Below are 25,652 nucleotides of genomic sequence, written 5' to 3' on the forward strand. Positions count from 1 at the left end.
GTCGAAACAGGAGTGAGTAAAAAATGATCAACAAAAAGGGGATCCACGCCGCCTTCATCGCGCTTGCGCTGACTGGCAGCTTTCTGACGGCCGCGCCGGCCTTTGCCGCCGGCACATTGACGGTTTCGTCGCCACAGGATCCGGGCAGCTGGGATCCGGTCGACACCTTCCTCGTCAACTGGGCATCTGTCTCCACCAACATTTTCGACGGCCTGACCTATCGCGGCCCTGACCGCAAGCTGGTTCCAGGCCTTGCAACCGCCTGGGAAGAGCTCGACGGCGGCAAGCGCCTGCGCTTCACGCTGCGCGAAGGCGTCAAGTTCCACAATGGCGAGCCTTTCAACGCCGAAGCCGTGAAATACACCTTCGATCGCCTGCTCGGCGAAGAAGGCTCCAAGGGGCCACAGAAATCCAACTATGCGGTCATCGAGCGTGTCGAGATCGTCGACGAGAAGACCGTCGATCTCCACCTGAAGTCACCGGATCCTGTTCTACTGACCAAGCTCGCCGGCTACGGCGCGATGATCGTGCCGCCGAAATACATCCAGGAAAAGGGTGAGGACTATTTCAACACCCATCCTGTCGGTACCGGCCCATTCAAATTCGTCTCCTATGAGCCGAAGGTGGCGATCAAGCTCGAAGCCTTCGCCGATCATTGGGGCGGCGCACCGAAGCTTTCCAACCTCGACTTCCGCTTCATCGCCGAGCCGGCAACCGCCGTTGCCGAATTGCAGGCCGGCCGCGTCGATCTCGTCATCCCGCCGACCATCCCGATCGGCATGATCCCGACGATCGAGGGTGACGACAAGCTCGAACTCGTCTCGACCCCCGGCCCGACCGTCTATGCGCTGCGTTTCAACACCCGCGACGGCATCACCAAGGATCCGAAGGTCCGCAAGGCGCTGATCCTCGGCGTCGACCGCGACACCATCATCCAGTCGATCCTCGGCGGCCAGGCCGCTCCGATCGCCAGCTTCCAGGGCGAACTGTCGTTCGGCTTCGACCCAAGCATGAAGCCGTTGCCATACGATCCGGAGCAGGCGAAGGCGCTGTTGAAGGAAGCGGGCGTCGCGCCGGGTGCTTCCGTCCAGATCGACGTGCGCGGCAACGACGCAACCTTCAACGAAGTTGTTCAGGCCGTCGCCAGCTACCTGCAGCTCGTCGGCATCAACGCGACGATCAAGCCTTACGAAACCAACGTTCTGTTGAACGACATCATCCCGGCCGGCAAGACGGGCGCGATGTTCCAGCAGGCCTGGGGCGGCTGGACGCTCGATTACGACAACACGGCCTACTCGATGTACCACTCGGGTGAAAAGTGGAACCCGTACGACAGCGACGCCGAACTCGACAAGCTGCTCGAATCCCAGCGCTCGATCACCGATCAGCCCAAGCGCGAGGAAATCCTCAAGCAGATCGCCAACTACGCCGCCGACCGTGCGCTGGAAATGCCGCTCTACAACCTCAACGCCATCTTCGGCGTGAGCAAGCGCGTCAAGAACTTCACGCCTGTTCCCGACAGCCGCCTGCGGCTGACGGACGTCACGGTCGAGTAACAATCAGATCCGCCGCTTCCCAACAGCGAGCGGCGGGTCGTCTTCATGAAGGGCGGGTAAGTTGGCCGGATTTTTGATCAAACGTGTTCTGCAGGCGGTGTTCGTTGTTTTCGTCGTAACGCTCATCGTCTCCTTTGCCATCCGCCTGACGGGCGACCCGGCACTGATGCTCGCCCAAGGTGCGGGTAGCGTCACCGAGGAAGACCTCTCGCGCATCCGCGAGGCGCTCGGCCTCAACCAACCCTTCATGACGCAGTATTTTGCCTTCATCAAAGGCCTGTTCACATTGGATTTCGGCCGCTCGTTCATGGGCGGCACACCGGTCTCGCAGCTGATTGCCGCCGCCCTGCCGGCAACGATGATGCTGGCCTTCGCGTCACTCATCGTTTCGATCATCATTTCGATCCCGCTCGGCATCAAGGCGGCTGTCGCCCGCGGCAAATGGGCTGATCAGGCGATCCGCATCCTCTCGCTCGTTGGCCTGTCCTTCCCGAACTTCTGGCTGGCGATCATGCTGGTGCTGTTGTTTTCGATCACCCTCAAATGGTTGCCGCCGAGCGGCATGGACGGGTTTGCGAGCTTCATCATGCCGGCTGTCACCATGGGCATCATCCTGACGGCAACCAATGTCCGCCTGGTGCGCACGGCGATGCTCGAAACCCTGCAGTCGCAATACATCATGGTGGCCCGCGCCAAGGGCCTCAGCGAAAGCAAGGTGCTCTACAAGCATGCGCTGCGTAACTGTGCCATCCCGCTCATCACCTATTTCGGCCTCCAGTTCGGCGGTCTTCTCGGCGGCATCGTCGTCGTGGAGCGGGTGTTCAACTGGCCAGGCATGGGCACCCTTGCCTTCGACGCCGTCGGCGCCCGCGACTATCCCGTGCTGCAGGCCGTCATCACCGTACTCTCGCTGATGATCGTCGGCGTCAACCTCATCGTCGACATCGCCTATGGCCTCGTCGACCCGCGCATCCGGACGGAGTGAGCCGATGACCACCAAGGCCGCAAACACCCGCTTTGCCCGTTTCCGCAACCTCGAATTCATCCTCGGCGCGCTGCTTGCCGGCGGCATGTGCCTCGCTGTTCTCTTGTCAGGCGTGCTCTTTCCGGGCGGCGCCGACAAGATCGACCTGATGGCGCGACTGACACCGGCCTTCGTCAACTGGGCGCACCCGCTCGGTACCGACCCGCTCGGCCGTGACGTGCTTGCGCGCGTCGTTGCCGGCGGCAAGATTTCCCTGCTCGTCGGCTTCACCTCGGTAGCCGGTGCCGTCGTAATCGGCGTGGTGATGGGCCTCGTCTCCGGCTACTATCGCGGCTTCTGGGACATGGTCGTCATGCGATTTGCCGACGTGCAGCTGGCGCTGCCCTTCATCCTGCTCGCCATCACCTTCATCGCCATCGTCGGCGGCGGGCTGACCAACACGATCGTGCTACTGATCATCTCGCAATGGGTGCAATATGCCCGTCTCGTGCGCGGCTCGGTGCTGTCGCTGCGCGAACGGGAGTTCATCCAGTCGGCCCGCGCCATCGGCGTTCGCGATGTGAAGATCCTGTTCCAGCATCTGCTGCCGAACCTGACCGGGCCGGTCATCGTGTTGATGACGCTCAACGTTGCCAACAACATCCTGCTCGAAAGCAGCCTGACCTTCCTCGGCCTCGGCGTCGACCCGCTGATCCCGAGCTGGGGCGGCATGCTCGCCGACGGCCGCACCTACCTGCAGAACGCCTGGTGGGTCAGCGTCTTCCCGGGGCTTGCAATCCTTCTTACCGTCCTTGGCCTCAACCTTCTCGGCGACTGGCTGCGCGACAGTCTCGACCCAACAGGCAGAACTTCACGATGACCACAATTTTCGAAGGGACGTTCGAGCGCACGCTCGACATCATGCTCGCTACCTATGGCAAGGAGGCTGCACGCGGCACCCGGCTGGAGGCATGGCTCTTCGATGATCGCGAAAGCCGCAAGGCGGCCGAGCAGAAGCTTGGTGCCTTCGGCATCGAGGCAAAGCTCAGGAGCGCCTACAAGCCGCTCTTGCACTTCTTTCTCGAGGAGGTCGACCGCAAGGCACTGAAGCGCGTCGATATCCGCTATCCGCAGCCCGAAAACTGCCCGGCGAACCGCTTCCTGCTCGAAGCCTATCCGCTGGCAGCGCTCGTCGGCGACGCCGAGATCGTTTTTGTCGGCGGCAGCGATACGGCGCTAACCTACGACGTCGCGCTGACCTTTGCCGACGGATGCACGGAAGCCCATACGGTGTTTGCGCCCAACCGCCAGCACACCGATTTCATCGGCGAAACACTCCTGTCTCCGACCGGCTGGGTCCGTCTCGACGACAGCAGCAGCAAGCGGAGGGAATGCCACCTCGAAACTGACTATGAGCGGCTGTTTGCAGGCGCCATGCGTGCAATCGCCGAGCACGGCTGGGGCGACAGCGAACCCTATTTCGACGAACTCAACATCCGTGCGACGTTGCCGATCAACGATCTGCAGCTGCCGGTCGGCGAAGAGGTCGTCAGCCTGCGCGAAGCGATGCATGAGGACTTCTATTTCTCGCTGCTCGAAGTCTTCCAGAAGAAGTCGGGCCGTCCGTTGGGCGACCGTGGCCTGAAACCCGGCCAGATCGTCCCCGAAATCGTCTTTGCCGATGGCAAACCCACGGTTCGCGTCGAAACCCGACCGCTCGCGACGACGGACGCCGACGGCGAAATCCAACCTCTCGACACGGCTCAGGCACCGCTCGCGGTTGCGCAGATCCATGCCGAACTGGAAAAGATCGAAGGCCAGCCCTTTGAAGCACATTCGCGGGCCGGTCGCCCGGTCAAGGCGCGCTATCACAAAGGCACCGATGCTGCCGTGATGATCAGCGGCGGCCAGCACCCCAACGAGACCACCGGCATCGTCGGCGCATTGCGCGCGGCTCAGACGCTGGCCACTCTCCCCAGCACGCACTTCACGATATCTCCGCTCGAAAACCCCGACGGTTATGCCGTTCACCAGCGGTTGCGTGCCGATAACCCGCTGCACATGCATCACGCCGCCCGCTACACTGCGCTTGGCGACGATCTTGAATATCGCGCCGGCGCCGCCCTCAACGAGCGGGCGATCCGCAACGAGGCCGAAGCCCTGTCGGGCGCCGAGCTTCATGTCAACCTGCACGGCTACCCCTCGCACGAATGGACACGGCCGCTGTCCGGCTATGTGCCGCGCGGCTTTGCCATGTGGACGCTGCCGAAGGGCTTCTTCCTGATCATGCGCCACCACGCCGATTGGGAAGCGCGTGCCGAACAGTTGATCGAAGCGGTGACGGCTCGACTCGCCACTGTGCCCGGTCTTCTCGCCTACAATGATCAGCAGATCGCGCTTTACGAAACCCATGCGGGCGAGACCGGCTTCCGCATCATCAACGGCTTCCCCTGCATGATCTCCGTCGACGATCGCCACAAGGCGCCGCTGACGCTGATCACGGAATATCCCGACGAAACCATCTATGGCGACGCCTTCGTTTCCGGCCATGACGCGCAACGGGAGACGGTTCTGGCCGCCTACGAGGCGTTCCAGTCGATGATGGCAGTCGCCTAGGCTTCGCCCGGCAAATCTTTCAAGGATGTGATGGGCTTTCGGGGCCGTCACATCTGCCCGTTTCACCGGCATGCGTATCGCCGCCGCCATGCCCGGTGAATGAGCTACTGCGCGGTTCATACGTGCGGTAGCGAACTGCGCAGCGCGCGTGCTGTTCGGTGCGGCCATACGGCAGGCTCTCGCGCATTCTCTGCTTCCTCGATGCGCCGATGACGATCGCCTCCGTGATAATCCCTGCACGAACGCCCTTTCGCCAAGACGCGCATATACCTGCCTCTCATATCGCTTGGAGCCGCCGCAGCGTTGCGGCCGCATTGCGCGCCAGCCTGTAAATGATGCAGTCAGAGCGCGAACCAACCGCAACTTTGCGGCAATGGTCCTCAAGCAAATGTGCGCCTACCGCACAGACACGTTGGAGAATCGAGACATGCGCCTACTCCTTGTTGAGGACGAGCCTGAGATGGCTGCCGCGCTCGGCGTTGCCCTTGGCCGCTACGACATGATCCTCGACCATGCGCCGTCGCTCGATCACGCCATCGCCGCGATGGCCAATCAGGTCCATGACGCGATCATTCTCGACCGGCAATTGCCTGACGGAGACGGGTTGACGCTCATTCCCCGTGTTCGCGCGCTGAAGTCGGGCATCCCGGTGATCGTGCTGACGGCGCGTGGCGCCGTCGACGAGCGGATCAAGGGGCTGGACATGGGGGCCGACGATTATCCGCCAAACCCTTCGCGGTCGAGGAACTGCTGGCACGGCTTCGCGCATTGATGCGGCGGGCACCCGATATCGCACCGATGACCGCGCGCATCGGCAATCTTGTCTTCGATTTCGGCGCTCGGGAAGCGCGGATCGACGGCCGCGTGCTCGAACTTCCCCGCCGGGAACTGCTTGTGCTCGAAGCGCTGGCGCGACGGCAGGGGCGCACCGTGCAACGCTCGACGCTGGAGGAATCCGTCTACGGGTACGACGACGAAATCCAGTCCAACTCGCTCGACGCCCATGTTTCGAGACTGCGCAGGAAATTGCTGGAGTCCGGCTCCGGCGTGGAGATCCACGGCATTCGTGGGGTCGGCTACCTGCTGAGACCGATGTCATGAGCGACAACCCCAACCACTCGCTGAAGAAGCGGCTCATCTGGCACATCCTCACATTTCAGGTGCTGCTGCTCGTCGCCGTCATTGCAGGCTTCATGGCGCTTTTGATCCGGGCCGATCTCGGCGGCATGATCCTTGATGCCAGTTCGGCGTCGATTGCCGCCAGTGCCGTCGAGGTGACCCCCGACCAGAAACTGAGGCTGAAAAACACGCCGCAGCTTCAGGCCCTGCTCGCCGAAACGCCGGGCTTCTGGTTCGTCGTGCGCAACGAGCGCGGCGACACGATCCAAAGCGGGCCGGTCCCCGATGCCTATCGCGGCATCGGCGAGCATCTCGACCGCGTCGCCTTCGCCGACATCCGCGACGGACTGGAACCCTACCTGCTCTCGGCGATCGTTCGCGCGATCGAGACCGAGAACGGCACTTACACGGTTCTGACCGGCGGCGGACGCCTGTGGAGCGCCTCGTTCGCGGTGTTTTTCCTGACGAACCTGCTGCTGCTGCCGATCGTGCTCATCCTCGTGCTCATTCCCGCCTTCGCCATTCCGATCATTGTGCGCCGTGCCTTTTCCAGCCTCGCCGAGGTCGCCGACCACGCCAAAAGCATCGACGTCGACCGCCGGGGCGCCCGTCTGCCCGATGGCCGCGTGCCGGGCGAGGTGCGCCCGCTGGTCGAAGCCGTCAACGGTGCGCTGCAGCGCTTGGACGAAGGTTACGAGCGCCGCCAGCGCTTCATATTGGATGCAGCCCACGAGTTGAGGACCCCGGTCGCGATCCTGCAGACCCGGCTGGAGGGCATGGACATCGGGCCGTTGCGCGCCCGTCTTCTTGTTGATGCCGCCCGTATTGCCGGCCTTGCCGAACAGCTGCTCGACCTCGAGCGCATCGACCGCGACGGCGCGCATTTCGCACCCCTCGACCTGGTTTCGCTCTGCCGCGACGTCGCCGCCGACCTCGCCCCTCTCGCACTGTCGGCCGATTGCGACATCTCTTTTACCCATGGGCCCGCTCAGGTTAGCGCGCGGGGAGACGCTGGCGCGCTGGAGCGTGCCGTCACCAATCTGGTCCGCAACGCAATCGAGCATGCTGGCGGCCTGATCTCCATTCACGTCGAGCGTGGTGGTATCATCGAGGTCAGCGACGAGGGGCCCGGCATTCCCGAAAGCGAACGGGAGCGGATTTTCGAGCCGTTTCACCGGTTGCAACCGCGTGACCACGGTGCTGGCCTTGGGCTGCATCTCGTCAGCGAGATCGTCAACCGTCACAAGGGCCACATATCGGTGGTCTGTGCGCCGACCGGTGGCGCCTGTTTCCGCATGACCCTGCCGGTCGCGTGAGAGACTTTGGGCGATTGACTGCCGCATCTTCGCCATAGAGTCTAACAGGTTATTAATAACAAAATCAGCGATTTAGTCGATATTTGCAATGTTGATGCAATCCGTGCGGCGCACAAATGCGCACATCTTCCAGCGTCGATAATCGTGCCAGCCGGCGCGAAGCGAAGAGAGAAGATAAATGCGCCGCGACCGGCGCCTAGTCCAATCCACGGAGCAACGCCATGCGGCAACGTCACAAACTTCCCCTCTGGCTCGGCATCACCTTTTTGGCCACAGCCGGTGTGCAACAGGCACTGGCCGCCGACCCCTATTCGCCGGAACCGGCTTCGTCCTACCAGGACCCGCCTGCCTTCAATTGGAGCGGTGCCTATGTCGGCGCCCATGGCGGTCTCGGCTTTACCGGTAGTCCCAATCCGTTTTCCGACCGCAACGGCGTCGTCTTCGGCGCACAGGCCGGCTACAACATGCAGGTCGGTCCCGGCATCGTCGGTGCCGAAATCGAAGGCTCCTATCTCGGCGACACCGAACACAAGGTCAGCGGCGGCAAACTCAAGGAAAAATGGCGCGGCGCGATCAAGGCGAAGGCCGGCCTCTCGTTCGACCAGACACTCGTCTACGGCACGGCCGGTTATGCCATGACCAACTACAAGAAGGGCGGCGGCGTCCAGAACGATGTCGGCTTCAAGGGCGGTTATCTGGTGGGCGCCGGCGTCGAGCAGGCTTTCGCCGGCGGTCTCTCGGCGAAGATCGAATACAACTACATCACCACGCCCGACGTCCGCACCAACACGGCCTTCGGGTCGAGCGAGAAGGACATCAACAGCCACGTCATCAAGGCCGGCGTGAACATGCGGTTCTGATTGTTCCCACGCGATCGCAGCGCCGTCACCCGATCCTCCCTGGGTCAGCGGCGCTCGGTTCGACGTGGAACGACAAGCCGAAGGCCGGTCCCGGCCCTCGGCTTCACTCTTTCGCTGGCCCGCGTCTAGAGCGTTTCCGGTCTAAGTGGAGTCAGAAACGCTCTATCTCCTTGTTTTTACGCATTTCCTGACGGAAAACCGCGTCGCACTTTTCCTGGAAATGCTCTAAGCCGCCGCCTCCGAAACCTCGGCTTCGGCATTCGAAAGCCGCCGCCAGATCGGCGCCATTGCGTCGGCGATGTCCCGATAAAGCTCGTACCGTCGCGTGTAGTGGCGCGCTATCGCCGCGTTCGGGCGGTAGTGGCGTTCCGTCCTCACCATGGCTGCCGCACCTTCCGAGAAATCGGCAAAGATCCCTGCCCCCGTGCCCGCGGCAATCGCAGCGCCGAGCGCGCCGGTTTCGCGCGAACGGGCGACCGACACCGGAACCCCGAGCACGTCGGCAAAGATCTGCGGCCAGATCAGGCTGCGCGATCCGCCGCCTGAAAGCACCGCCTCGTCGAAGGTCGCGCCCGCCGCCCGCATCGTGGCGATGTGCTGGCGGTGGCCGAAGGCGACACCTTCGAGAACCGCGCGAACCAGGTGACCCTTCGTGTGCCAGCCGGCGACGCCATAGAACCCGGCGCGGGCGTTACCGTCCTGCTGCGCGCCATAGAGGAAGGGATGATAGATCGGGTCATTCGCGGCCGGTTCGATATCGGATGCAAACGAGCAGCAGACGTCAAACGGCGATCGGCCGTCGTCGATGCCGCTGTCAGCAAAGAACTCGCGCACCAGCCATTCGAGATTGGCCGCCGACGTCGCGCTCGATTCGATTGCCATGTAGCGGCCGCGATCAAAGGTGGAGGACATGAACACCGGGCCCGAAAGGTCAGGGCCATCGATAATCACCTGGTTGATGCTCCAGGTTCCGGCGATGATCGAGGCAGCGCCGGTGCGCGTGACGCCCGAGCCGATTGCCGAGGCGACGACATCGAAGAGACCGCCGACCACCGGCGTGCCCGCAGCAAGACCGGTTTGTGCTGCCGCCTCCGGCGTGACCGTGCCGACCACATCCGCACTTTCGGCAAGGTCAGGCAAGAGGCCGGTTGCCTCGCCGAGATCGAAGGCCGCCATCAGATCGCGGTCGTAGCGGCGGTTGACGACATTAAGGAGGCCGCAGCCGGTCATATCCGAGACGTCGCTGACCCGCTTGCCGGTCAGTCGGTTGACGATGAAATCCTTGCACAGAAACACCGTGCCGATCCTGGCATAGGTCTCGGGCTGGAAACGCTTGAGCCAGGCAAGCAAGGTCGGCGTCTGCGACGGCCAGGGCCGTTGCCGGCCGATGGCATAGGTGCGGTCGCCGACACCCTGCGCCTTCCATTCTTCCACTAGCCCGGCGGCACGCGTGTCGAGCGACTGGATGCCGAGAAGCGGCTCACCGCCCTGGTCGAGAGCATAAAGGCCGTTGCCGTGACCGGCGCAACCGATCGCCACGATCTCTTCGGCACGGATGCCGGCACGTTCGACGCATTGGCGGATGACTGCCCGGGCATGGGTCCACAGCTCTTCGAGCCCCCGCTCGACATGCCCGGGCCGCGGAACCCGGCTGTGCCCCTCCTGCGCAGCCGCCGCGATCTCGTTGCCCTCAAGGTCGAAAATCACCGCCTTGATGACGGTGTTTCCGGCGTCGAGTCCTAAAAGATAGTCTGCCATTGAAGAACCCCTCCCAAGGTTCGGATCGTCTTTCTCAGCCTTGCTGATACAGGGCGAAGGCGGCTGCGCCATCGGCGTCATCGTGCACGATGGCCATCAAACCGCGAACGACGGCGCTCGGGTTTGCATGCTGGTAGATATTGCGCCCATAGACCATGCCCACAGCGCCCTGCCGCATCAAGGCCGCAGACTTGTCGAACACGGCACGCAGGTCCTCCTTGCCGCCGCCGCGCACCAGAACCGGGCAGCGGGCTGCCTCGACCACGCGGTGGAAATCCTCGGCATTTGTCGTCGGGTCGGCCTTGACGATATCGGCGCCCATCTCACGGGCGAGCCGCGTCAACGTGACGATTTTTTCCGCATCGCCATCGACCATGTAGCCGCCGCGCTCGGTGACCGGCTGCATGACCAGTGGCTCGATCATCAGCGGCATGCCGTATTTTTCGCAATCGGCACGGACGCGGGAAATGTTGGCTACGCACTGGCGAAAGAGGTCCGGTTCGTCGGGCAGCATGAACAGATTGACGACCACGCAGGCGGCATCCATCTCCAAAGCGCCGACCAGCGGTTCGGCCTCGTTCTGCAGCACAGCCCACATGTCGCGGTGGCGGATGCGATTATACGGGTTGCCCATGTCGATACGCATGACCAGAGCCGGCTTGTCCTTGCCCGGAAGATCCTGGAGCAGATCGGCCTGGCCATAGTTCATCTGGATCGCATCGGGCCTAGCGTCGACCAGGGCCCTCACCACGGATTCCATGTTCTCAAGACCGTCGAGGAACGACGGTTCGTTGCAGACGCCATGGTCGATGGCCACGTCCAGGCAGCGTCCTGCGCCAAAAAGACGGTTCATCCGGACCTTGCGGTTGTTTCGCATAATGCACTCCTTTGTTCGTTCCGTGCGGAAAGCATGTCTTCATCGACGCCGTGGCGTTCGAGGAGAAGGGTGAGAAAACGGGCGCGTTCAAGCGCCTGGCGGGCCACTGGCCAGTGCTTTTCGGCCGCGAGCAATGCGAGCACGGCGTCCGTCATTTCGAGCGAAAGCTCGCCGGTGATCGCCAGGGTCGTGCGCCGAAGCAAGAGGTCGTCGAGTTGTTCGACCTTCTCGCTGCGGATCAGGAACTGGATTTCGCGGGTCGAATAATCAGGATGCGGAAGCGGAGCGTCGGGCGCGGCAGCGACGAAGGCGGCGATGCGCTCGGCATCCGTGCCATAGCGCTCAAAGAGCGTGGCGACGCGCGTCGGCGCAAGGGCCGCTGCCGAGGCGACCCGCGCAATCCAGGCTTCCCGGTCGGCGGGAAAATCCCGGCCGCCACCAATCGCCCGATCGGCCGTGGCCACGCGGCGAGGCTGATCCAGTCGTTCGAGCACAAGATCGGCAGCCAGCTCTCCGAAGGAGCGGAAGGTCGTCCATTTGCCACCGATCATGCATAAGACCGGCGGCCCGGCATCGGCGGTCTCGACGAAGGTACAATAGTGATCGCGCGGGATGCGGCCGGTAAAACTGTCCTTGCTCGCCGGCAGCGGCCGGACCCCGGAAAACTGGAAGGCGATCTCATCGGGACGAACCTTGATCGTCGGCAGGACGAAAGCGAGCGACTGCAGGATGTAGTCCCGTTCCGCCGTCTCGCAGCGCACGGTTTCCGGATCGTCGACGCGAATGTCGGTGGAGCCGACCAGAACCTTGCCGAGATAGGGAAACAGGATGCAGATGCGCCCGTCCTCATTCTCGTAGTAGATCATGTGTCCATCGAGCGCGCGGGTCAGATCGTCGTTGTCGATGATCAGATGCGACCCTTTGGTGCCGCCCATCAACGGTGCCGGCCGGGCCGGTTCGGAAAACAGGCTCTGATTGGCGATGTCGATCCAGCCGCCGGTGGCGTTGATGATCACGGTCGGCTCGATCAAGACCTCCGTGCCGGCGATATTGTCTCTGACGGCATAGCACCCCGGAGCTACCAGCTTCAGCTCGGCATAGTTGACAGCGCGCGCATGGGTACCAGACGACAGCCCGTCCTCAAGCAGTTCGATGCCGAGACGTTCGGGCTGACTGACCCAGGCGTCATAATAGGTCGCGGAATTCTTGATCGCGGGATTGAGCGCCGGCCATCGGCCAAGCGTCGCGCGCCGACCGCGAAACTCGTGGCGGGGCATAATGGCGCGCTTGCGCGTCAGGAAATCGTAGATCGCAAGCCCTGCCTTGATGACGACGGCGCCACGGCGGCTCGGCCGCCGGCTCAAGCCAAGGAACCGGACCGCGCCGTTGGCGATGCCGGAGAACACGTCGAACACGGGAACCGTCGTCGGTAGTGGACCGACATAGTGCGGCGCGTTGCGAAGGAGCCGGTCGCGCTCGACAAGCGATTCCCGCACCAGGCTGAATTCGCCGTTTTCGAGATAGCGCAATCCGCCATGAACCATGCGCGACAGCGCGGCGCTGGCGCCGGAACAGAAATCGTGTTTCTCGACGAGCACGACATTGACGCCCTGCAGCGCCAGCTCGCGAAACACGCTGAGGCCGTTGATGCCGCCGCCGAGGACGCAGACGTCCACCTTCGGGCTCTGGCGGAGCCCGTCAAAAATCTCTTCTCGGTTCATGATGGCGTCCGTTACCTATCCATGTGAGCGAGCTTCGCCGCTATCGCTTCATCGATCGCCGCGAGGTCCTGGCCGTCGAGCCGGATTGTTCCCGCACGGGCGTTGTCGAGCGCCTGCGCCGGATTGCGCGCGCCGCACAACGCAAAGGTCACGCCGGGCTGGGCAAGCGTCCATGCAATGACCGTCTGGGCGATGCTGGCCGCATGCTTTTCGGCGATGGGCCGTATCGCCTCGGCAAAGGCCGTCGCCTTCTCACGGTTACCGACGGAGAAGCGCGGGTTGTCGCGGCGCTGATCGTCTCCGGCAAACACCCGGTCCGGGCCGACGGTACCGGACAAGAGGCCCAGGGCCAGCGAGGAATAGCTGAGCGTGGCGACACCGTTGGCAGTCGTCAGCGGCAACAGTTCCGCCTCGATCTCGCGATCGATCATGCTGAAACGCTCCTGGATCGCGTCGAGGCGGCCGGTGGCGATATAGGCTTCCAGCTCGGACCGGTCGACGTTGCTGGCGCCTATCGCGCGGATCTTGCCGGCATTCTTCAGGTCTTCCAGCGCCCGCACCGTCTCCTCGATCGGCGTGGTTGGGTCCTGCCAATGGGTGATGTAGAGGTCGATATAGTCCGTCCCGAGCCGTTTCAGGCTCTCTTCGACCTCGTGAACGATGGCGTCGCGACCGAGGTAGCGATGAACAGGCTTTCCGTCCTGGTCGAAGAAATGACGCCCCTTCGTCGTATGCCAGACGAGGCCGCATTTGGTTGCGATCACCGCCTTGTCGCGGCGGCCGGCCAACGCCTTGCCGACGATTTCCTCCGAACGCCCGAGACCATAGGCGGGAGCCGTATCGATCAGGGTCACGCCGGCATCGAGCGAGGCCTGGATCGCGGCGATCGATTCGCCTTCGTCCGTTCCGCCCCACATCCAGCCGCCGATCGCCCAGGTGCCGAGCCCGACGGCGGATGCCTTGACACCGGTGCGGCCGATCTCGCGCGTCAACTGTTCATTGCTCATGCCGAAAGTCCCTTTTCGCTTGCCATGGCAAGGATGCGCTCGCCGGTCGCCTCGTCGGTCACGAGTGTATCGAGATGCCTGCCGCGCAGGACGCTGAGAATGGGGCCGGCCTTGTTCGGTCCGCTCGCCACCCCGATCTTGGTCGGGATCGACGCGAACTCGTCGAGCGTCAGCGAGACGAGCGAGCGGTTGAGGCTGTAGTCGCAGACCCGTCCCTGGTCGTCGAGCAGGTGCGCAAGCAGTTCGCAGCTTGCGCCGGAGCGTTTGATCGCGTCACGATCGGTGCTCGAAGATGGGTGCAGGTCGTAGTAGCTGGAATCGTCGGAAAGGATCGAGCCGATGCCGACGATCGCGACCTTGGCTTCCCTGGCGCGCTTGAACACGTCGGCCACCGAGCGCATGTTGATCAGCATGGCGCGCTCCGCGGCACTGTCGGCAAAGAGCGGCGCATGGATCTGATAGGACCTGCCGCCGAGCCGATCCGCCAGGAGGGTCGAGACGTGGTTGACGTCGGTATAGTGCTTGCCCTGCACGCAGCCGGTCGCCGGGATCACCTCGACATCCAGGCGCCGTGACGGGTGCAGACCGGCAACGACGGCGCTGACGCCCTTGCCGCCGGTGATGCAGATGGTGTCGCCGTCGGCGATCTCTTCCATCAGCAGCCGGGCCGCAGCCTCGCCCACCGCCTGCAGCGCCGTCTGCTGGTTGTCGGAGACGGTGGGAACAACGACGGCGCGGCTGATGCCGCCAAGCGCAAGCAATTGCTCCTCCATGTCGACCAGCGGTTCGACGGGCGACTTGATCTTGATTTCAACCAGGCCGAGCTGGCGTCCGCGCTTGATCAGACGGTTGACCGTCGGCTGCGAGATGCCGAGCCGGTCGGCAATCTGCGACTGCGTCAGGCCCTCGAGGAAGTGCAGCACCAGTGCCTGATGCATCTGCCGGGCAACGACGAGTTCCTCGCGTGCACTGGAAATGAGGTTCTGATTGGGCTTGGCGATCGGCATGTTCAGATGGCCTTCCGCTTATGCAGGAAATGGTCGATGGAGACGGCGGCAAGGAGAATGCAGCCCTTGATCATATCCTGCCAATAGACCGAGACGTCGAGCAGGATCAGCGAACTGGTGACGACAGACAGTAGCGCGATGCCGAGGATGGCGCCGAGGATCGTCCCCGATCCGCCGTTGAGCGAGGCCCCGCCGATAACAGCAGCCGCGATGATGTTGAGCTCCATGCCGACGCCGAAGGTGGGCGTGGCGGCGCCGAAGCGCGACATGTAGATGACGCCGGCGACACCGGCGAGCGTCGAGCAGAGCACGGTTACCCAGAACTTCACCTGCTTGGTCTTGATGCCGGAATAGAGCGCCGCCTTCTCGTTGCTGCCGGTGTAGAACACCTTGCGAAATGCGGTCGCACGGCGCAGCAGGAAGTCGAACAGGATCACGACGGCGACGAAGATCAGGATGACATAAGGCACGCCATGGAAGGTGCCTTGGCCGACGGCTTTGAACGATGCCGGCATGGTGAACAGCGACAGCGGTGTGCCCTTGGTGATGACGAGGCAAAGTCCGCGCACGATCACCATTGCCGCAAGCGACGTGATGAAATGGTTGAGCCCGACCACGGTGACGAAGAAGCCCATGATGGCGCCGATGAGGCTGCTAGCGAGTATCCCGAAGAGCGAGGCCGTCCATGGATCGACCCCGGCGAGGAACAGCGACCCCGCGAGCACCATGGCGAAGCAGACGACCGAGCCGACCGCAAGGTCGATGCCGCCGACGATCAAGAGGATCGTCATGCCGACAACGACGATGCCTTCGACTGAGAAGCTCATCAGCATCGCGCGCATGTTGCCGAAGGTGAGAAAGTGTGGCGAGGCAAAGCTCATGACGATGCCGAGCGCAAGAATGATGGCGATCAGCCCAGCCTCGCGCATTGTGCCGATCCGTCGCCAGGCCGGAACCTGAACCTGCGTTGCAACCACCGTATCGACTGCCATTTCCGCCTCCCCATTCCGTCTGCTTGTTTCAGGCAACATGCTCGGCCGCCTTGATTTTCTGTGGTTCGCCGTGCTGCCCGACCCCGGAGGCAAGGCGGATCACCGCCTCCTCCGTCATCTCGGCCTCGCCGAGTTCGCCGGCAATGCCGCCCTCGCGCACAACCAGCACCCGGTCGCACAGCCCCAGAAGTTCGGGCAGTTCCGACGAGATGACGACGATGCCGATGCCCGAGCACGCGAGATCGCGCAACAGGCGGTGAATTTCCGATTTGGCGCCGACGTCGATGCCGCGCGTCGGTTCGTCCATGAGAATGACCTTCGGCCGCACCGCGAGCTGCTTGGCGATAGCCACCTTCTGCTGGTTGCCGCCCGAGAGCGACGATACCGGCATGGCGATACCGCCCATGCGCACGCCGAGCCTCCGGGTGAAATCGCGGGCGAGGTCCGCTTCCGCCTTCGCGTTCATCAAGCCGAGCGGCCCGGTCAGCGTCTTCAGATCCAGCACCGAAATGTTCTGAGCGATCGACATGTCGACGAACACGCCGGAGCCCTTGCGATCCTCCGAGAGGTAGACGATGCCGGCGTCGACCGCGTTTCTGTAGTTGCCGATCGTCTGCTTCTTGCCGTGCAGCAGCACGTCGCCGCGAACCTTCCGGCGCAACCCGCAGATCGCCTCGGCGATCTCTGTGCGGCCGGAGCCGATCAGCCCGCCTATCCCCAGAATTTCTCCTTTGCGCAGGTCGAAGCCGACATCATCGATGCGTTCGCCGTCGCCAAGACCGCGAACCGACAGGATGACGTCGCCGGACTGTTCGGCGCGCGCCTGCTTCGGCGGATAGAGCTGGGTGATCTCGCGGCCGACCATGCGGCGAACGACATCATCGGGCGTCACATCGACAACGCGTTCCGTCGAGACGTGGCGACCGTCGCGAAAGACGGTAACCCGGTCGCACAGGCTGAAGATTTCGGCCATGCGATGGCTGATATAGATGATGGAAATGCCCGCAGCCTTCAGGTCGCGGATGATGCCGAAAAGCGCTTGCGCTTCGGCCTCCGTCAGCGCCGCCGTCGGCTCGTCGAGGATCAGCACCCGGCAATCGAGCGTCAGCGCCTTGGCGATCTCGACCAGCTGCTGGCTGGAAATGGTAAGGTCGGCGACCTTGCGGCGCACGTCGATCGGCGCCAGCCGGTTCATCACCGTCTGCGCATCGCGGGCAAGCGACGCGTAGTGCATCAGCGGCGAGCGCCGCCGGTTTGTCGCGGCCATGAACATGTTTTCCGCCACCGTCGCGTCCGGGCAGAGCGCGATCTCCTGGTGGACAAGACCGATACCGAGCGACTGAGCTGCGGCCGGCGATAAGATCTTCGTCGGCGTGCCGTCGACGAGGATTTCGCCCTCATTCGGCTGCAGCACGCCGGCGATGATGTTCATGAGCGTGGATTTGCCGGCGCCGTTCTCGCCGCAAAGTGCATGGATCTCGCCCTTTTCGAGGTTGAAATCCACATTGGTCAGCGCCTTCACAGCCCCGAAGTGCTTGGTGACGTTGCGGACCTGAAGGACCGGCTGCGATATCATCGCCTTCTCCACTCTCAATCGTTTGACCGGCTATCCGGACATCCGGATAGCCATGTCAAAAGCCCCTTACTCGTCAATGCCCTTGGTGCCGCGGCGCTTCAGGTACTTGTCCCAGTAAAAGTCATCCGCATTGGCGGCGGTGACGATGGAGAGACCGTTGTCGACGAAGGGAATGCTCATCGGGTTGAAGCCGGAACGCTTGGCGTCGTTCATCGGGTCGATGAGGTCTGGGTGCTTGGCCAGCCACAGCAACATGAAACCCATATAGCCCTGCATGCCCTGGTTCGGGTTGATCGAGCCGAACACTTCGCCGGCCTTGATCATGTCGAGGATGTTGGCGTTGACGTCGGCGCACATGACGAGAACCTTGCCGCCGCTTTCCTTGCTGGCCTGTGCGGCACCGATCGCCGAGTTGGCTTCGGGCATGAAGACCGCGCCAAGGTTCGGGTTGGCCTGGATCAGGCTCATCAGGCCCTGATAGGCCTTGTTCGGATCCTGGTTCGAAGCGGCGCGGCCGACGAGTTTCATGTCGGGCCACTTTTCAGCCATGCGGCCGACGAAAGCGGCGATGCGCTTGTCGTGGTTGTCCTGGCCGGGGTTTTCCAGAACGGCATATTCGCCCTTGCCGCCCATCTTCTCGGCGATCGCATCGGCGGCATAAACGCCTTCGCGGGTATTGTCCGAGGTGATGAACGAAATGCGCTTGGAGAGCGGCGAGTCGGCGGCGAAGGTGACGACCGCGGTGCCCTGGTCGATCGCCCGGTTGATCGGCTCGATGAACGGATCCGAGTTCATCGGATGAACAAGGATACCGGCCGGGTTCTGCGCCAGCGCCTGATCGAAAGTGGCGATCTGCTTGTTGACGTCATATTCCGGGGTGCCGGTATATTCGGTCTCGCAGCCGAACTGCTGGCCGGCCTGCTTGAACATTTCATAGACCGGGAACCAGTATTCGACGCCCGAAACCATGACGTTCATGACGTATTTTTCGCCGGGTTCGCAGCGAAACGGGTTGGCCGTCTCCGCGCTGGCAGGGCCAGCCAGAAACGTCGTTGCAATGACCGCCAGTGCGGTCGAGCTCAAAAAAGTGCGCAAGCGTCCTCCTCGAGGCCAAAGCCCCTCCCAAAAACCAATCGTGCAGTCAGAAATGACCGCTGATGTGTGAGTTTGCCGGAACTCCTCCTCGACTTCCGACTGTGGTGATTAAAACGACGACCAAGGCTTCTGTCAATATAATTCATGGCATGAATAATAATTCACGCCAGTTCTGCAGTGGGTGGCGCAATCGGTTCAATTTCCTGTCACGGATGTTCGCTAGAACCGGCAAATGGCAACCCTTCAGCAAATCGCCTTTCAGGCCGGCTGCTCGTTGGCAACCGTGTCACGTGTCCTGACTGGCTTCTCGCCAAAAGGCGCGTGGTGCCTGTGCTCAAAAATTCACATGATCGTATACAATAATTGGCGAATATTGACGACAAAAGCTCATTTCGTGAGCAGAAGGTTGTTGCGCCGGATACTGCGGATTCGGCGGTGACACTAGATTCCTAAACGAAAATATAGAGTTATCGTCGCCGCACGAGATTGGCACGTTTGATGCTTCTTCCCTGTCATCAGGAGAAGCCATCATGCCGAAAGCCGCCGAAATCGATATCGTATCTGTTTCCAAGATCTACGGCGCGACAACCGCCGTGCACGCCATCAGCCTCAAGATCCCCGCAGGCAGCTACTGCTGTTTTCTGGGGCCGTCGGGCTGCGGGAAGACATCCACGTTGCGCATGATTGCCGGCCACGAGAGCATTTCGTCCGGCGACCTTCGTCTCGGCCATGTCGTCGTGACCGATTTCCCGCCGGCCCGCCGCAATACGGCGATGATGTTCCAGTCCTACGCCCTGTTTCCTCATCTCGACCTCGTCGACAATGTCGCCTTCAGCTTGAAGATGAAGGGCGTCGACAAGGAAACACGCCGGGCCAAGGCGCTGGCCATGTTGAGGCTGATGCAGATGGAGGCCTATGCCGGCCGTCGGCCGGCGCAGCTTTCGGGCGGACAGCAGCAGCGGGTGGCACTCGCACGCGCCTTGATCACCGAACCGGAAGCTCTGCTGCTCGATGAGCCATTGTCGGCGCTCGATCCATTCCTCAAGATCCGCATGCGGGCAGAGCTGAAGAAGCTGCAGAAAACGCTGGGCATCACCTTCGTCCATGTCACGCACAGCCAGGAAGAGGCCATGGCTTTGGCCGACCTGATCGTGGTGATGAACGATGGCCGCATCGAGCAGGCGGCAACGCCACGTATCGTCTTCGAGCAGCCGGCAACCGCCTTCGTCGCCCGGTTCATGGGCGACCACAATGTGCTTTCGGGCCGAGTGAGCGCCATCCGTGACGGGATCGTCGAGATGGAGGCGGCCGGTGGCCCGAGGTTTGCCGTTCGCGACATCGCACAGGAAATCGGTGCGCCAATCGACATCGGCATCCGCACCGACCGCGTTCGCCTCGAGCCTGCCTCGGAAAAGACCCTCGGTTTTCAGGCGGTGGTCTCCAACATCGAATATCGCGGCGCTTCGGTGAAGTTGACCGTCAGTGGCGCCGGCAGCGACGACTTCACAGTGATCGTCAGCGATGCCGACTATTTCAACAAAACCGTGTCGGTCGGCGACGCGGTGTCCCTGAGCTGGGCCCTGGAGGATGTCGTCCCCCTCGGTCGCCTTTCAGCATGAGTGACCAACCATCAAAAAAAGGGGAACTGCGCATGACGAATGAAACTACACCGAAGACCTCGAAGGAGGGCCTGTCCCGACGCACGCTGCTCAAGACCGGTGCGGCGGCAATCGGCGCGATTGCCGGGTCCGGGGCGATCACCGGCTTTCCGACGATCTGGGCGCAAAACCCGATCACGCTGCGCCAGTTCGGCACCGGCGTTTCCAACATCAATGCCATTGCCGAGAAGTGCAAACAGGATCTCGGCATCACACTGGAAATGACTGCGACGGATTCGGACGCCGCGGCCCAGCGGGCAGTGACGCAGCCCGATTCCTACGACATCGCCGACATCGAATACTGGATCGCCAAGAAGGTCTTCCCGGCCGGAGTGATGCAGCCGATGGATGTCTCGAAAATCAAGTACTACGACAAGATCGTCCCGCTGTTCATCGACGGCAAGCTGAAGCCCGAAAGCATTATCGCCCAAGGCACCGCCCCGCACACCGTCGGCTTTGTCGAGGCGCAGGCTTCCAGGACCTTCGCGAAGTCGCCGACCCAGTGGATGACGCTCATTCCGACGATCTACAATGCCGATACCCTCGGCATCCGCCCGGATCTCGTCGGCCGCGACATCACGAGCTGGGCCGACATCATGGATCCGGCCTTCAAGGGCAAGGCCGCGATCCTCAACATCCCGTCAATCGGCATCATGGATGCCGCCATGATCATGGAAGCCTTGGGCAACGTCAAATATGCCGACAAGGGCAACATGACGACGGATGAGATCGACCAGACGATCGACTTCCTCATTAAGGCCAAGCAGGACGGTCAGTTCCGCGCTTTCTGGAAATCCTTCGACGAGAGCGTCAACCTGATGGCCTCCGGTGAAGTGGTGATCCAGTCCATGTGGTCACCGGCCGTCGCCGCCGTCCGCTCGAAGGGGATCGCGTGCAAATACCAGCCGCTCAAGGAAGGCTATCGCGCCTGGGGTGGCGGCCTCGGCCTTGCCGCTCATCTCCAGGGCGCCCAGCTCGACGCGGCCTATGAATACATCAACTGGTACCTGTCGGGCTGGGTCGGCGCCTATCTCAACCGTCAGGGCTACTATTCGGCCGCCATGGACACGGCCAAGGGCTTCATGTCCGAGGACGAGTGGGGTTACTGGGTCGAGGGCAAGCCGGCAAAGGGCGATATCCTCTCGCCGGAGGGCAAGGTCATGGAGAAGGCCGGTGCCGTGCGCGATGGCGGCTCCTTCGAAGACCGCATGGGCAAGGTCGCCTGCTGGAACTCGGTCATGGATGAGGATCGCTACATGATCAAGCGCTGGAACGAGTTCATCGCGGCTTGAGGCAGACGAAACGCCCTCGCTGCGGCGCGCCCTCGAATGGGGCCGCCCGCAGCGAGCGGAACCTGACGAGCAACGCGAGAGGATGAACAATGGCGGTAGTGGCAATTTCGCAGCCATCGGAGGCCTTGGCCGGTAGACCCAGCAGTGTCCGTGCTTGGCTGCAAAGGCTGGGCGCCTATCTGCAGGCGCTGCCGCTCATCCTCATTCTCGGGTTCTTCTTCGTGCTGCCGATCCTGACGGTTCTTGTCGTCAGCTTCTGGGACTACGACTTTGCCGGGCTTTATCCGGACTTCCTGACCATGAACTATGTCGACACGCTCGGTTCGTGGGTGACGTGGAAGACCTATCTCAACACGTTGAAATTCACCGCCCTCGTCTGGTGCCTCACACTCTTGATCGGCTTCTGGGTCGCCTATTTCCTCGCATTCCACGTGCGCACGACGACCATGCAGATGGTGCTCTTCCTCATCTGCACCGTGCCGTTTCTAACCTCGAACATCATCCGCATGATCTCCTGGATCCCGGTGCTTGGACGCAATGGCCTCGTCAATTCGACGCTGATCGACCTCGGCATCATTACGCAACCGATCGAGTGGCTGCTCTATTCCGATTTTGCTGTCGTGCTTGCCATGGTTCACCTCAATACGCTCTTCATGGTGACGCCGATCTTCAACACGCTGATGCGCATTGACCGTTCGCTGATCGAAGCGGCGCGCGACTGCGGCGCCAGCGGCCGGCAAGTGCTCTGGAACGTCATCCTGCCACTCGCCAAGCCCGGCATCGCCATCGGCTCGATCTTCGTCGTCACCCTCGTCATGGCCGACTTCTCGACGGTTCAAGTTATGTCGGGCGGACAGAGCGCTTCGGTCGCGCTGATGATGAAGAACCAGATGTCACTGCTGCAATATCCGGCTGCGGCCGCCAATGCGGTAGTGCTGCTGATCGTCGTGCTCCTGATGGTCGCCGCGATCCTTCGGGTCGTTGATATCCGAAAGGAACTCTGAGATGAACCATGAGCGGCGCACCCTTGAATTCTACCTGCTCGCGGGCTTCTTCGCCCTGTTCGTGCTGTTTCTCTACGGGCCGTTGTCGGCGGTGCTGATCCTGTCCTTTCAGGGGCCGAATGGCGGTCTCACATTTCCGTTGAACGGACTTTCGCTGCACTGGTTCTACAATCTCTTCGAGAAACAGGCGGTCGGCGACTTCGGCGCGTCCTTCCGCCGCTCATTCACGCTGGGACTGATGGTGATGGTGGTCAACGTCGTCGTGGCGCTCCTCGCCGGCCTTGCCTTTCGCCACCGCTTCAAGGGGGCGACGGCCCTCTTCTACCTGACCGTTGCCAGCCTGGTCGTGCCCTCGATCATCATCTCGCTCGGGATCGGTGTCGTCTTCCAGCAGTTTGGCCTGAAGCCCGCCTGGTATTCCTCCGGCTTCGGCGCACATCTTACCTGGACCCTACCCTTTGGCGTCTTGATCATGTTTGCCGTCTTCAACCGCTTTTCGCCGGCCTATGAAGAGGCGGCCCGCGATCTCGGCGCCACCCCGTGGCAGACGTTTCGGCATGTGGTGCTGCCGATGATAGCGCCGAGCCTGATCGGGGTCGGCCTCTTCGGCTTCACCCTTTCCTACGACGAGTTCGCCCGTACACTGATGACCTCGGGCAGCTACAACACCCTGCCATTGGAAATCTACGGAATGACCACCAATGTGACGACGCCGGTGCTTTACGCGCTGGGCACGGTCACGACGCTCTTCTCCTTCACCACCATCCTCGTCGCGCTTGCCGTCATTCTGACGCTTCGTCGGCGGCAGGTAAAAATGAGCTAGGTTCGATGCGCATTCTGATCGTCAATCCGAACACCACCCTATCCATGACCGAGAAGGCGGCGGCCGCAGCCCGCGCCGTCGCGGGCCCGAACACGGAGATCATCGCGAGGACGTCCAAGTCCGGACCGGCTTCGATCGAAGGCCACTATGATGGCGCGATCGCGCTTCCGGGCGTGCTCACCGAAATCCGGGACGGCGAAGCGGCAGGCGCCGACGCCGCCGTCATCGCATGCTTCGACGATACTGGTCTGGAAGCAGCCCGCGCGCTTGCCCGCATCCCCGTGGTCGGGCTTTGCGAATCCGCTGTGGCGACGGCCGCCATGCTTGCTCAGCGTTTCACCGTCGTGACCACACTCGAGCGGTCGCGTGTGCTTATCGAGAACCTGGTCATACGCTATGGGATGAGTGCCCGGACGAAGGTTCGCGCTGCGGACATCCCGGTGCTGCAGCTTGAGGACAAGGCTTCGCCCGCGTTGGCGAAGCTGCGATGCGAAATCGAGCTGGCGCTCGTTGAGGACGGCGCCGAGGGGATCGTGCTTGGCTGCGCCGGGATGGCCGATCTTGCGCGCGCACTTCAAGCCGAATACGGCGTTCCGGTCATTGATGGCGTATCGGCAGCCGTCAAGCAGGCCGAGGCGTTGGTGTCGCAAGGACTGACGACCAGCAAGCGCGGCTCCTATGCTCCGCCGCTCAGCAAATCCTATTCAGGTCTTATGAGCGCGCTCGCACCGATCTCGGCTTGAGACCGTACCGAGGGAAGCTCTCCGGCCACGGCGGCCAGCTGCGCGTTCGATGTGGCGGCTTCGGCAATGATCCACTCGCGAAACACCTGGATCTTGTTCTGCCGCCGGTGGCTTTGCGGATAGACCAGCCAATAGGCACGGCCATCCCTGACCACATGGTTGAACGGCCGGACGAGTTTTCCGCTGCGAAGCTCCTCAATCACAAAGGTGGAGACGACCATGGCAATGCCATGATCGAGCAATGTGGTGGCCACATCCATTGCCTGGACGTCGAAGATCAGCTCAGTGCCATTGCTGGCCGGCGGTTCCACGCCCGCTTCGGTCATCCAGCGCCGCCACCAGCTGGCGTTGCCGAAGCGCCTCACCGTGAGAACGTCGGCCGGATCCTTCAGCTGATGTTTTTCCAGGAACGTCGGCGTACAGACGGGCATGTATTCGATCGGGAAAAGAGGAAACACTTCATTGCCCGACCAGTCGCCGTTGCCGCTGCGCACCACGAGATCAATCGCATCGCGCTTGAAGTCGATCAGCTCCGTGGACATGTGCACGCGAATGCTGATGTTTGGATGGGCTGTCTGAAACGAGGCGAGCCTGGAACCAAGCCAACTTGAGACGACGGTTGGCAGTACCGAGATGTGCAGGTGATGCTCGGTCTTGTCGGCAATCTCGGAGAACGCCGTACCCAGTAGATCGAGCGCCTCGGTCACCTTCGGCGCAAGCTGCCGTCCGGCAGCCGTCAAGCGCACTTCCCGCGGCAGACGGACAAACAGCGGCGTGCCGGTGCGGTCCTCCAGCAGTCGGATTTGATAGCTGACAGCGGCTTGCGTCATGCCGAGCTCCTGCGCCGCGCGGGTGAAACTCAAGTGCCTGGCTGCGGCCTCGAACGCGCGCACCGCACTCATGGGGGGAATCTTGCTCATGAAGTGAGATAAGCATTCTTTATGGCAGCATGCGAGAAATCGCTTTGCGCGAAACCACCAAAATCCTCAATTTTCTCGCGAACACATCACCACAGAACTGAAGGGGTTAGCAATGCTTAGCGCACTGCGATCGATCATCCTCCACGTCTGGACTTCGGCCAAGAGAGCTGCCGACGCCACGACGACCATCGATACATTCAGCGAGTTCCAACTGAGGGACATCGGCCTGACGCGAGACAATGACAGCATCCGGGCGCGCGCGGGCGATGTTGCTGATCCGTGGCAGCACGTAGCGGGCTCTGATCCGGGCGGTGCCCTTTCGCCGCAGACGCCAAATGATGAAGTCGCGTCGCCGCCCTCGCGACAAGCTTTCGACCTCGGCCGAATGGAGAAAATAAAGACATAAACATTTCTTTATACGATTGACGCCGTCGACTTTGCGGGGCATTGTCGAACAATCGTGGTTCTGCGGCTCGTCTGACGACAGGCCGGAGCTAAGAGGGAATTCGGTGCGGCGCTGCAAGGCGCTCATGCCGGAGCTGCCCCCGCAACTGTAAGCGGCGAGCGGTCGTCCAATGATGTCACTGAGGGAGACGCCTCGGGAAGACGGGACGGTTCGTGTTGACCCGCAAGCCAGGAGACCTGCCGCGATAGATAACGTCCACGGGCGGGGTGTCCGATGTGTCGCCTTGACGAGCGAGCCAGTCTCGGTCGTGGATGCGTCGCATTCAAAGCCTTGCCCACAACC

19 protein-coding genes, 2 pseudogenes and 1 riboswitch are annotated in these 25,652 nt (G+C 62.3%); of the genes and pseudogenes, 12 read left to right on the forward strand and 9 right to left on the reverse strand.

What is annotated here, in order from left to right:
* Positions 1-23 precede the first annotated feature (23 nt).
* From ASD00_RS25235 to ASD00_RS25265, 7 genes and pseudogenes are all read left to right on the forward strand, one after another.
* Complete coding sequence (locus ASD00_RS25235) at positions 24-1,556, forward strand: ABC transporter substrate-binding protein (RefSeq protein WP_057209860.1); 1,533 nt, start codon at positions 24-26, stop codon at positions 1,554-1,556.
* 61 nt (positions 1,557-1,617) lie between these two features.
* Complete coding sequence (locus ASD00_RS25240) at positions 1,618-2,541, forward strand: ABC transporter permease (RefSeq protein WP_025429288.1); 924 nt, start codon at positions 1,618-1,620, stop codon at positions 2,539-2,541.
* A gap of 4 nt (positions 2,542-2,545) precedes the next feature.
* Positions 2,546-3,400 carry an ABC transporter permease gene (locus ASD00_RS25245; RefSeq protein WP_057209862.1) on the forward strand — a complete coding sequence of 285 codons (855 nt, stop codon included), beginning with the start codon at positions 2,546-2,548 and terminating at the stop codon, positions 3,398-3,400.
* Positions 3,397-5,136: a M14 family metallopeptidase gene (locus tag ASD00_RS25250; protein ID WP_057209863.1), complete on the forward strand. Its 1,740-nt coding sequence runs from the start codon at positions 3,397-3,399 to the stop codon at positions 5,134-5,136. Before ASD00_RS25245 ends, ASD00_RS25250 begins: the two co-directional genes overlap by 4 nt.
* 427 nt (positions 5,137-5,563) lie before the next feature.
* Positions 5,564-6,237: pseudogene (locus tag ASD00_RS25255) on the forward strand (response regulator transcription factor).
* Positions 6,234-7,571 (forward strand): HAMP domain-containing sensor histidine kinase, encoded by a 1,338-nt coding sequence (locus tag ASD00_RS25260; RefSeq protein ID WP_057209865.1) that lies wholly within the window; start codon positions 6,234-6,236, stop codon positions 7,569-7,571. The pseudogene ASD00_RS25255 and the gene ASD00_RS25260 overlap by 4 nt, the downstream one beginning before the upstream one ends.
* A gap of 221 nt (positions 7,572-7,792) precedes the next feature.
* Positions 7,793-8,431 carry an outer membrane protein gene (locus tag ASD00_RS25265; protein ID WP_025429293.1) on the forward strand — a complete coding sequence of 213 codons (639 nt, stop codon included), beginning with the start codon at positions 7,793-7,795 and terminating at the stop codon, positions 8,429-8,431.
* Between the two features lie 225 nt (positions 8,432-8,656).
* Here ASD00_RS25265 and ASD00_RS25270 read toward each other — a convergent pair whose 3' ends face one another.
* From ASD00_RS25270 to ASD00_RS25305, 8 genes are all read right to left on the reverse strand, one after another.
* Positions 8,657-10,189: an FGGY-family carbohydrate kinase gene (locus tag ASD00_RS25270; protein WP_025429294.1), complete on the reverse strand. Its 1,533-nt coding sequence runs from the start codon at positions 10,187-10,189 to the stop codon at positions 8,657-8,659.
* A 34-nt stretch (positions 10,190-10,223) separates the two neighbouring features.
* The gene (locus tag ASD00_RS25275; protein ID WP_057209867.1) at positions 10,224-11,066 is read right to left on the reverse strand and encodes a class I fructose-bisphosphate aldolase; all 843 of its coding nucleotides are present in this window, start codon (positions 11,064-11,066) and stop codon (positions 10,224-10,226) included.
* Positions 11,039-12,787, reverse strand: a complete 1,749-nt coding sequence (locus tag ASD00_RS25280) for a glycerol-3-phosphate dehydrogenase/oxidase (RefSeq protein WP_057209869.1) — start codon at positions 12,785-12,787, stop codon at positions 11,039-11,041. Before ASD00_RS25280 ends, ASD00_RS25275 begins: the two co-directional genes overlap by 28 nt.
* Before the next feature lie 11 nt (positions 12,788-12,798).
* On the reverse strand, positions 12,799-13,794 hold the full coding sequence (locus tag ASD00_RS25285) for an aldo/keto reductase (protein ID WP_057209871.1): 996 nt from the start codon (positions 13,792-13,794) through the stop codon (positions 12,799-12,801).
* Positions 13,791-14,801 carry a sugar-binding transcriptional regulator gene (locus tag ASD00_RS25290; RefSeq protein ID WP_057209872.1) on the reverse strand — a complete coding sequence of 337 codons (1,011 nt, stop codon included), beginning with the start codon at positions 14,799-14,801 and terminating at the stop codon, positions 13,791-13,793. Before ASD00_RS25290 ends, ASD00_RS25285 begins: the two co-directional genes overlap by 4 nt.
* Positions 14,802-14,803: 2 nt before the next feature.
* Positions 14,804-15,793, reverse strand: coding sequence for an ABC transporter permease (locus ASD00_RS25295; RefSeq protein ID WP_025429299.1), 990 nt, complete (start codon positions 15,791-15,793; stop codon positions 14,804-14,806).
* Between the two features lie 28 nt (positions 15,794-15,821).
* Entirely contained in the window at positions 15,822-17,369 is a 1,548-nt protein-coding gene (locus ASD00_RS25300) for a sugar ABC transporter ATP-binding protein (RefSeq protein WP_057209874.1), read from the reverse strand.
* A 66-nt stretch (positions 17,370-17,435) separates the two neighbouring features.
* The gene (locus ASD00_RS25305; protein WP_025429301.1) at positions 17,436-18,464 is read right to left on the reverse strand and encodes a substrate-binding domain-containing protein; all 1,029 of its coding nucleotides are present in this window, start codon (positions 18,462-18,464) and stop codon (positions 17,436-17,438) included.
* A 530-nt stretch (positions 18,465-18,994) separates the two neighbouring features.
* Between ASD00_RS25305 and ASD00_RS25310 the strand changes: the two genes are divergently transcribed.
* The 5 genes and pseudogenes from ASD00_RS25310 to ASD00_RS25330 all read left to right on the forward strand — a co-directional run bounded on the left by ASD00_RS25310 (position 18,995) and on the right by ASD00_RS25330 (position 23,984).
* Positions 18,995-20,083 carry an ABC transporter ATP-binding protein gene (locus ASD00_RS25310; RefSeq protein ID WP_057209876.1) on the forward strand — a complete coding sequence of 363 codons (1,089 nt, stop codon included), beginning with the start codon at positions 18,995-18,997 and terminating at the stop codon, positions 20,081-20,083.
* A 32-nt stretch (positions 20,084-20,115) separates the two neighbouring features.
* Positions 20,116-21,414 carry a PotD/PotF family extracellular solute-binding protein gene (locus tag ASD00_RS25315; RefSeq protein ID WP_057209879.1) on the forward strand — a complete coding sequence of 433 codons (1,299 nt, stop codon included), beginning with the start codon at positions 20,116-20,118 and terminating at the stop codon, positions 21,412-21,414.
* A gap of 173 nt (positions 21,415-21,587) precedes the next feature.
* Positions 21,588-22,418, forward strand: a pseudogene (locus ASD00_RS25320) (ABC transporter permease); the annotation flags it as partial.
* Between the two features lies 1 nt (position 22,419).
* Positions 22,420-23,241 carry an ABC transporter permease gene (locus ASD00_RS25325; protein ID WP_025429311.1) on the forward strand — a complete coding sequence of 274 codons (822 nt, stop codon included), beginning with the start codon at positions 22,420-22,422 and terminating at the stop codon, positions 23,239-23,241.
* A gap of 5 nt (positions 23,242-23,246) precedes the next feature.
* Positions 23,247-23,984 carry an aspartate/glutamate racemase family protein gene (locus ASD00_RS25330; RefSeq protein WP_057209883.1) on the forward strand — a complete coding sequence of 246 codons (738 nt, stop codon included), beginning with the start codon at positions 23,247-23,249 and terminating at the stop codon, positions 23,982-23,984.
* On the opposite strand, the gene ASD00_RS25335 is transcribed toward ASD00_RS25330, so the two are convergent.
* Positions 23,942-24,886, reverse strand: coding sequence for a LysR substrate-binding domain-containing protein (locus ASD00_RS25335; RefSeq protein ID WP_057209885.1), 945 nt, complete (start codon positions 24,884-24,886; stop codon positions 23,942-23,944). The genes ASD00_RS25330 and ASD00_RS25335 overlap by 43 nt on opposite strands.
* A 462-nt stretch (positions 24,887-25,348) precedes the next feature.
* Positions 25,349-25,569: riboswitch (cobalamin riboswitch) on the forward strand.
* Positions 25,570-25,652 lie beyond the last annotated feature (83 nt).

The sequence above is a fragment of the Ensifer sp. Root31 genome (assembly GCF_001424825.1).
GTDB classification, from domain to species: Bacteria; Pseudomonadota; Alphaproteobacteria; order Rhizobiales; family Rhizobiaceae; genus Ensifer; species Ensifer canadensis.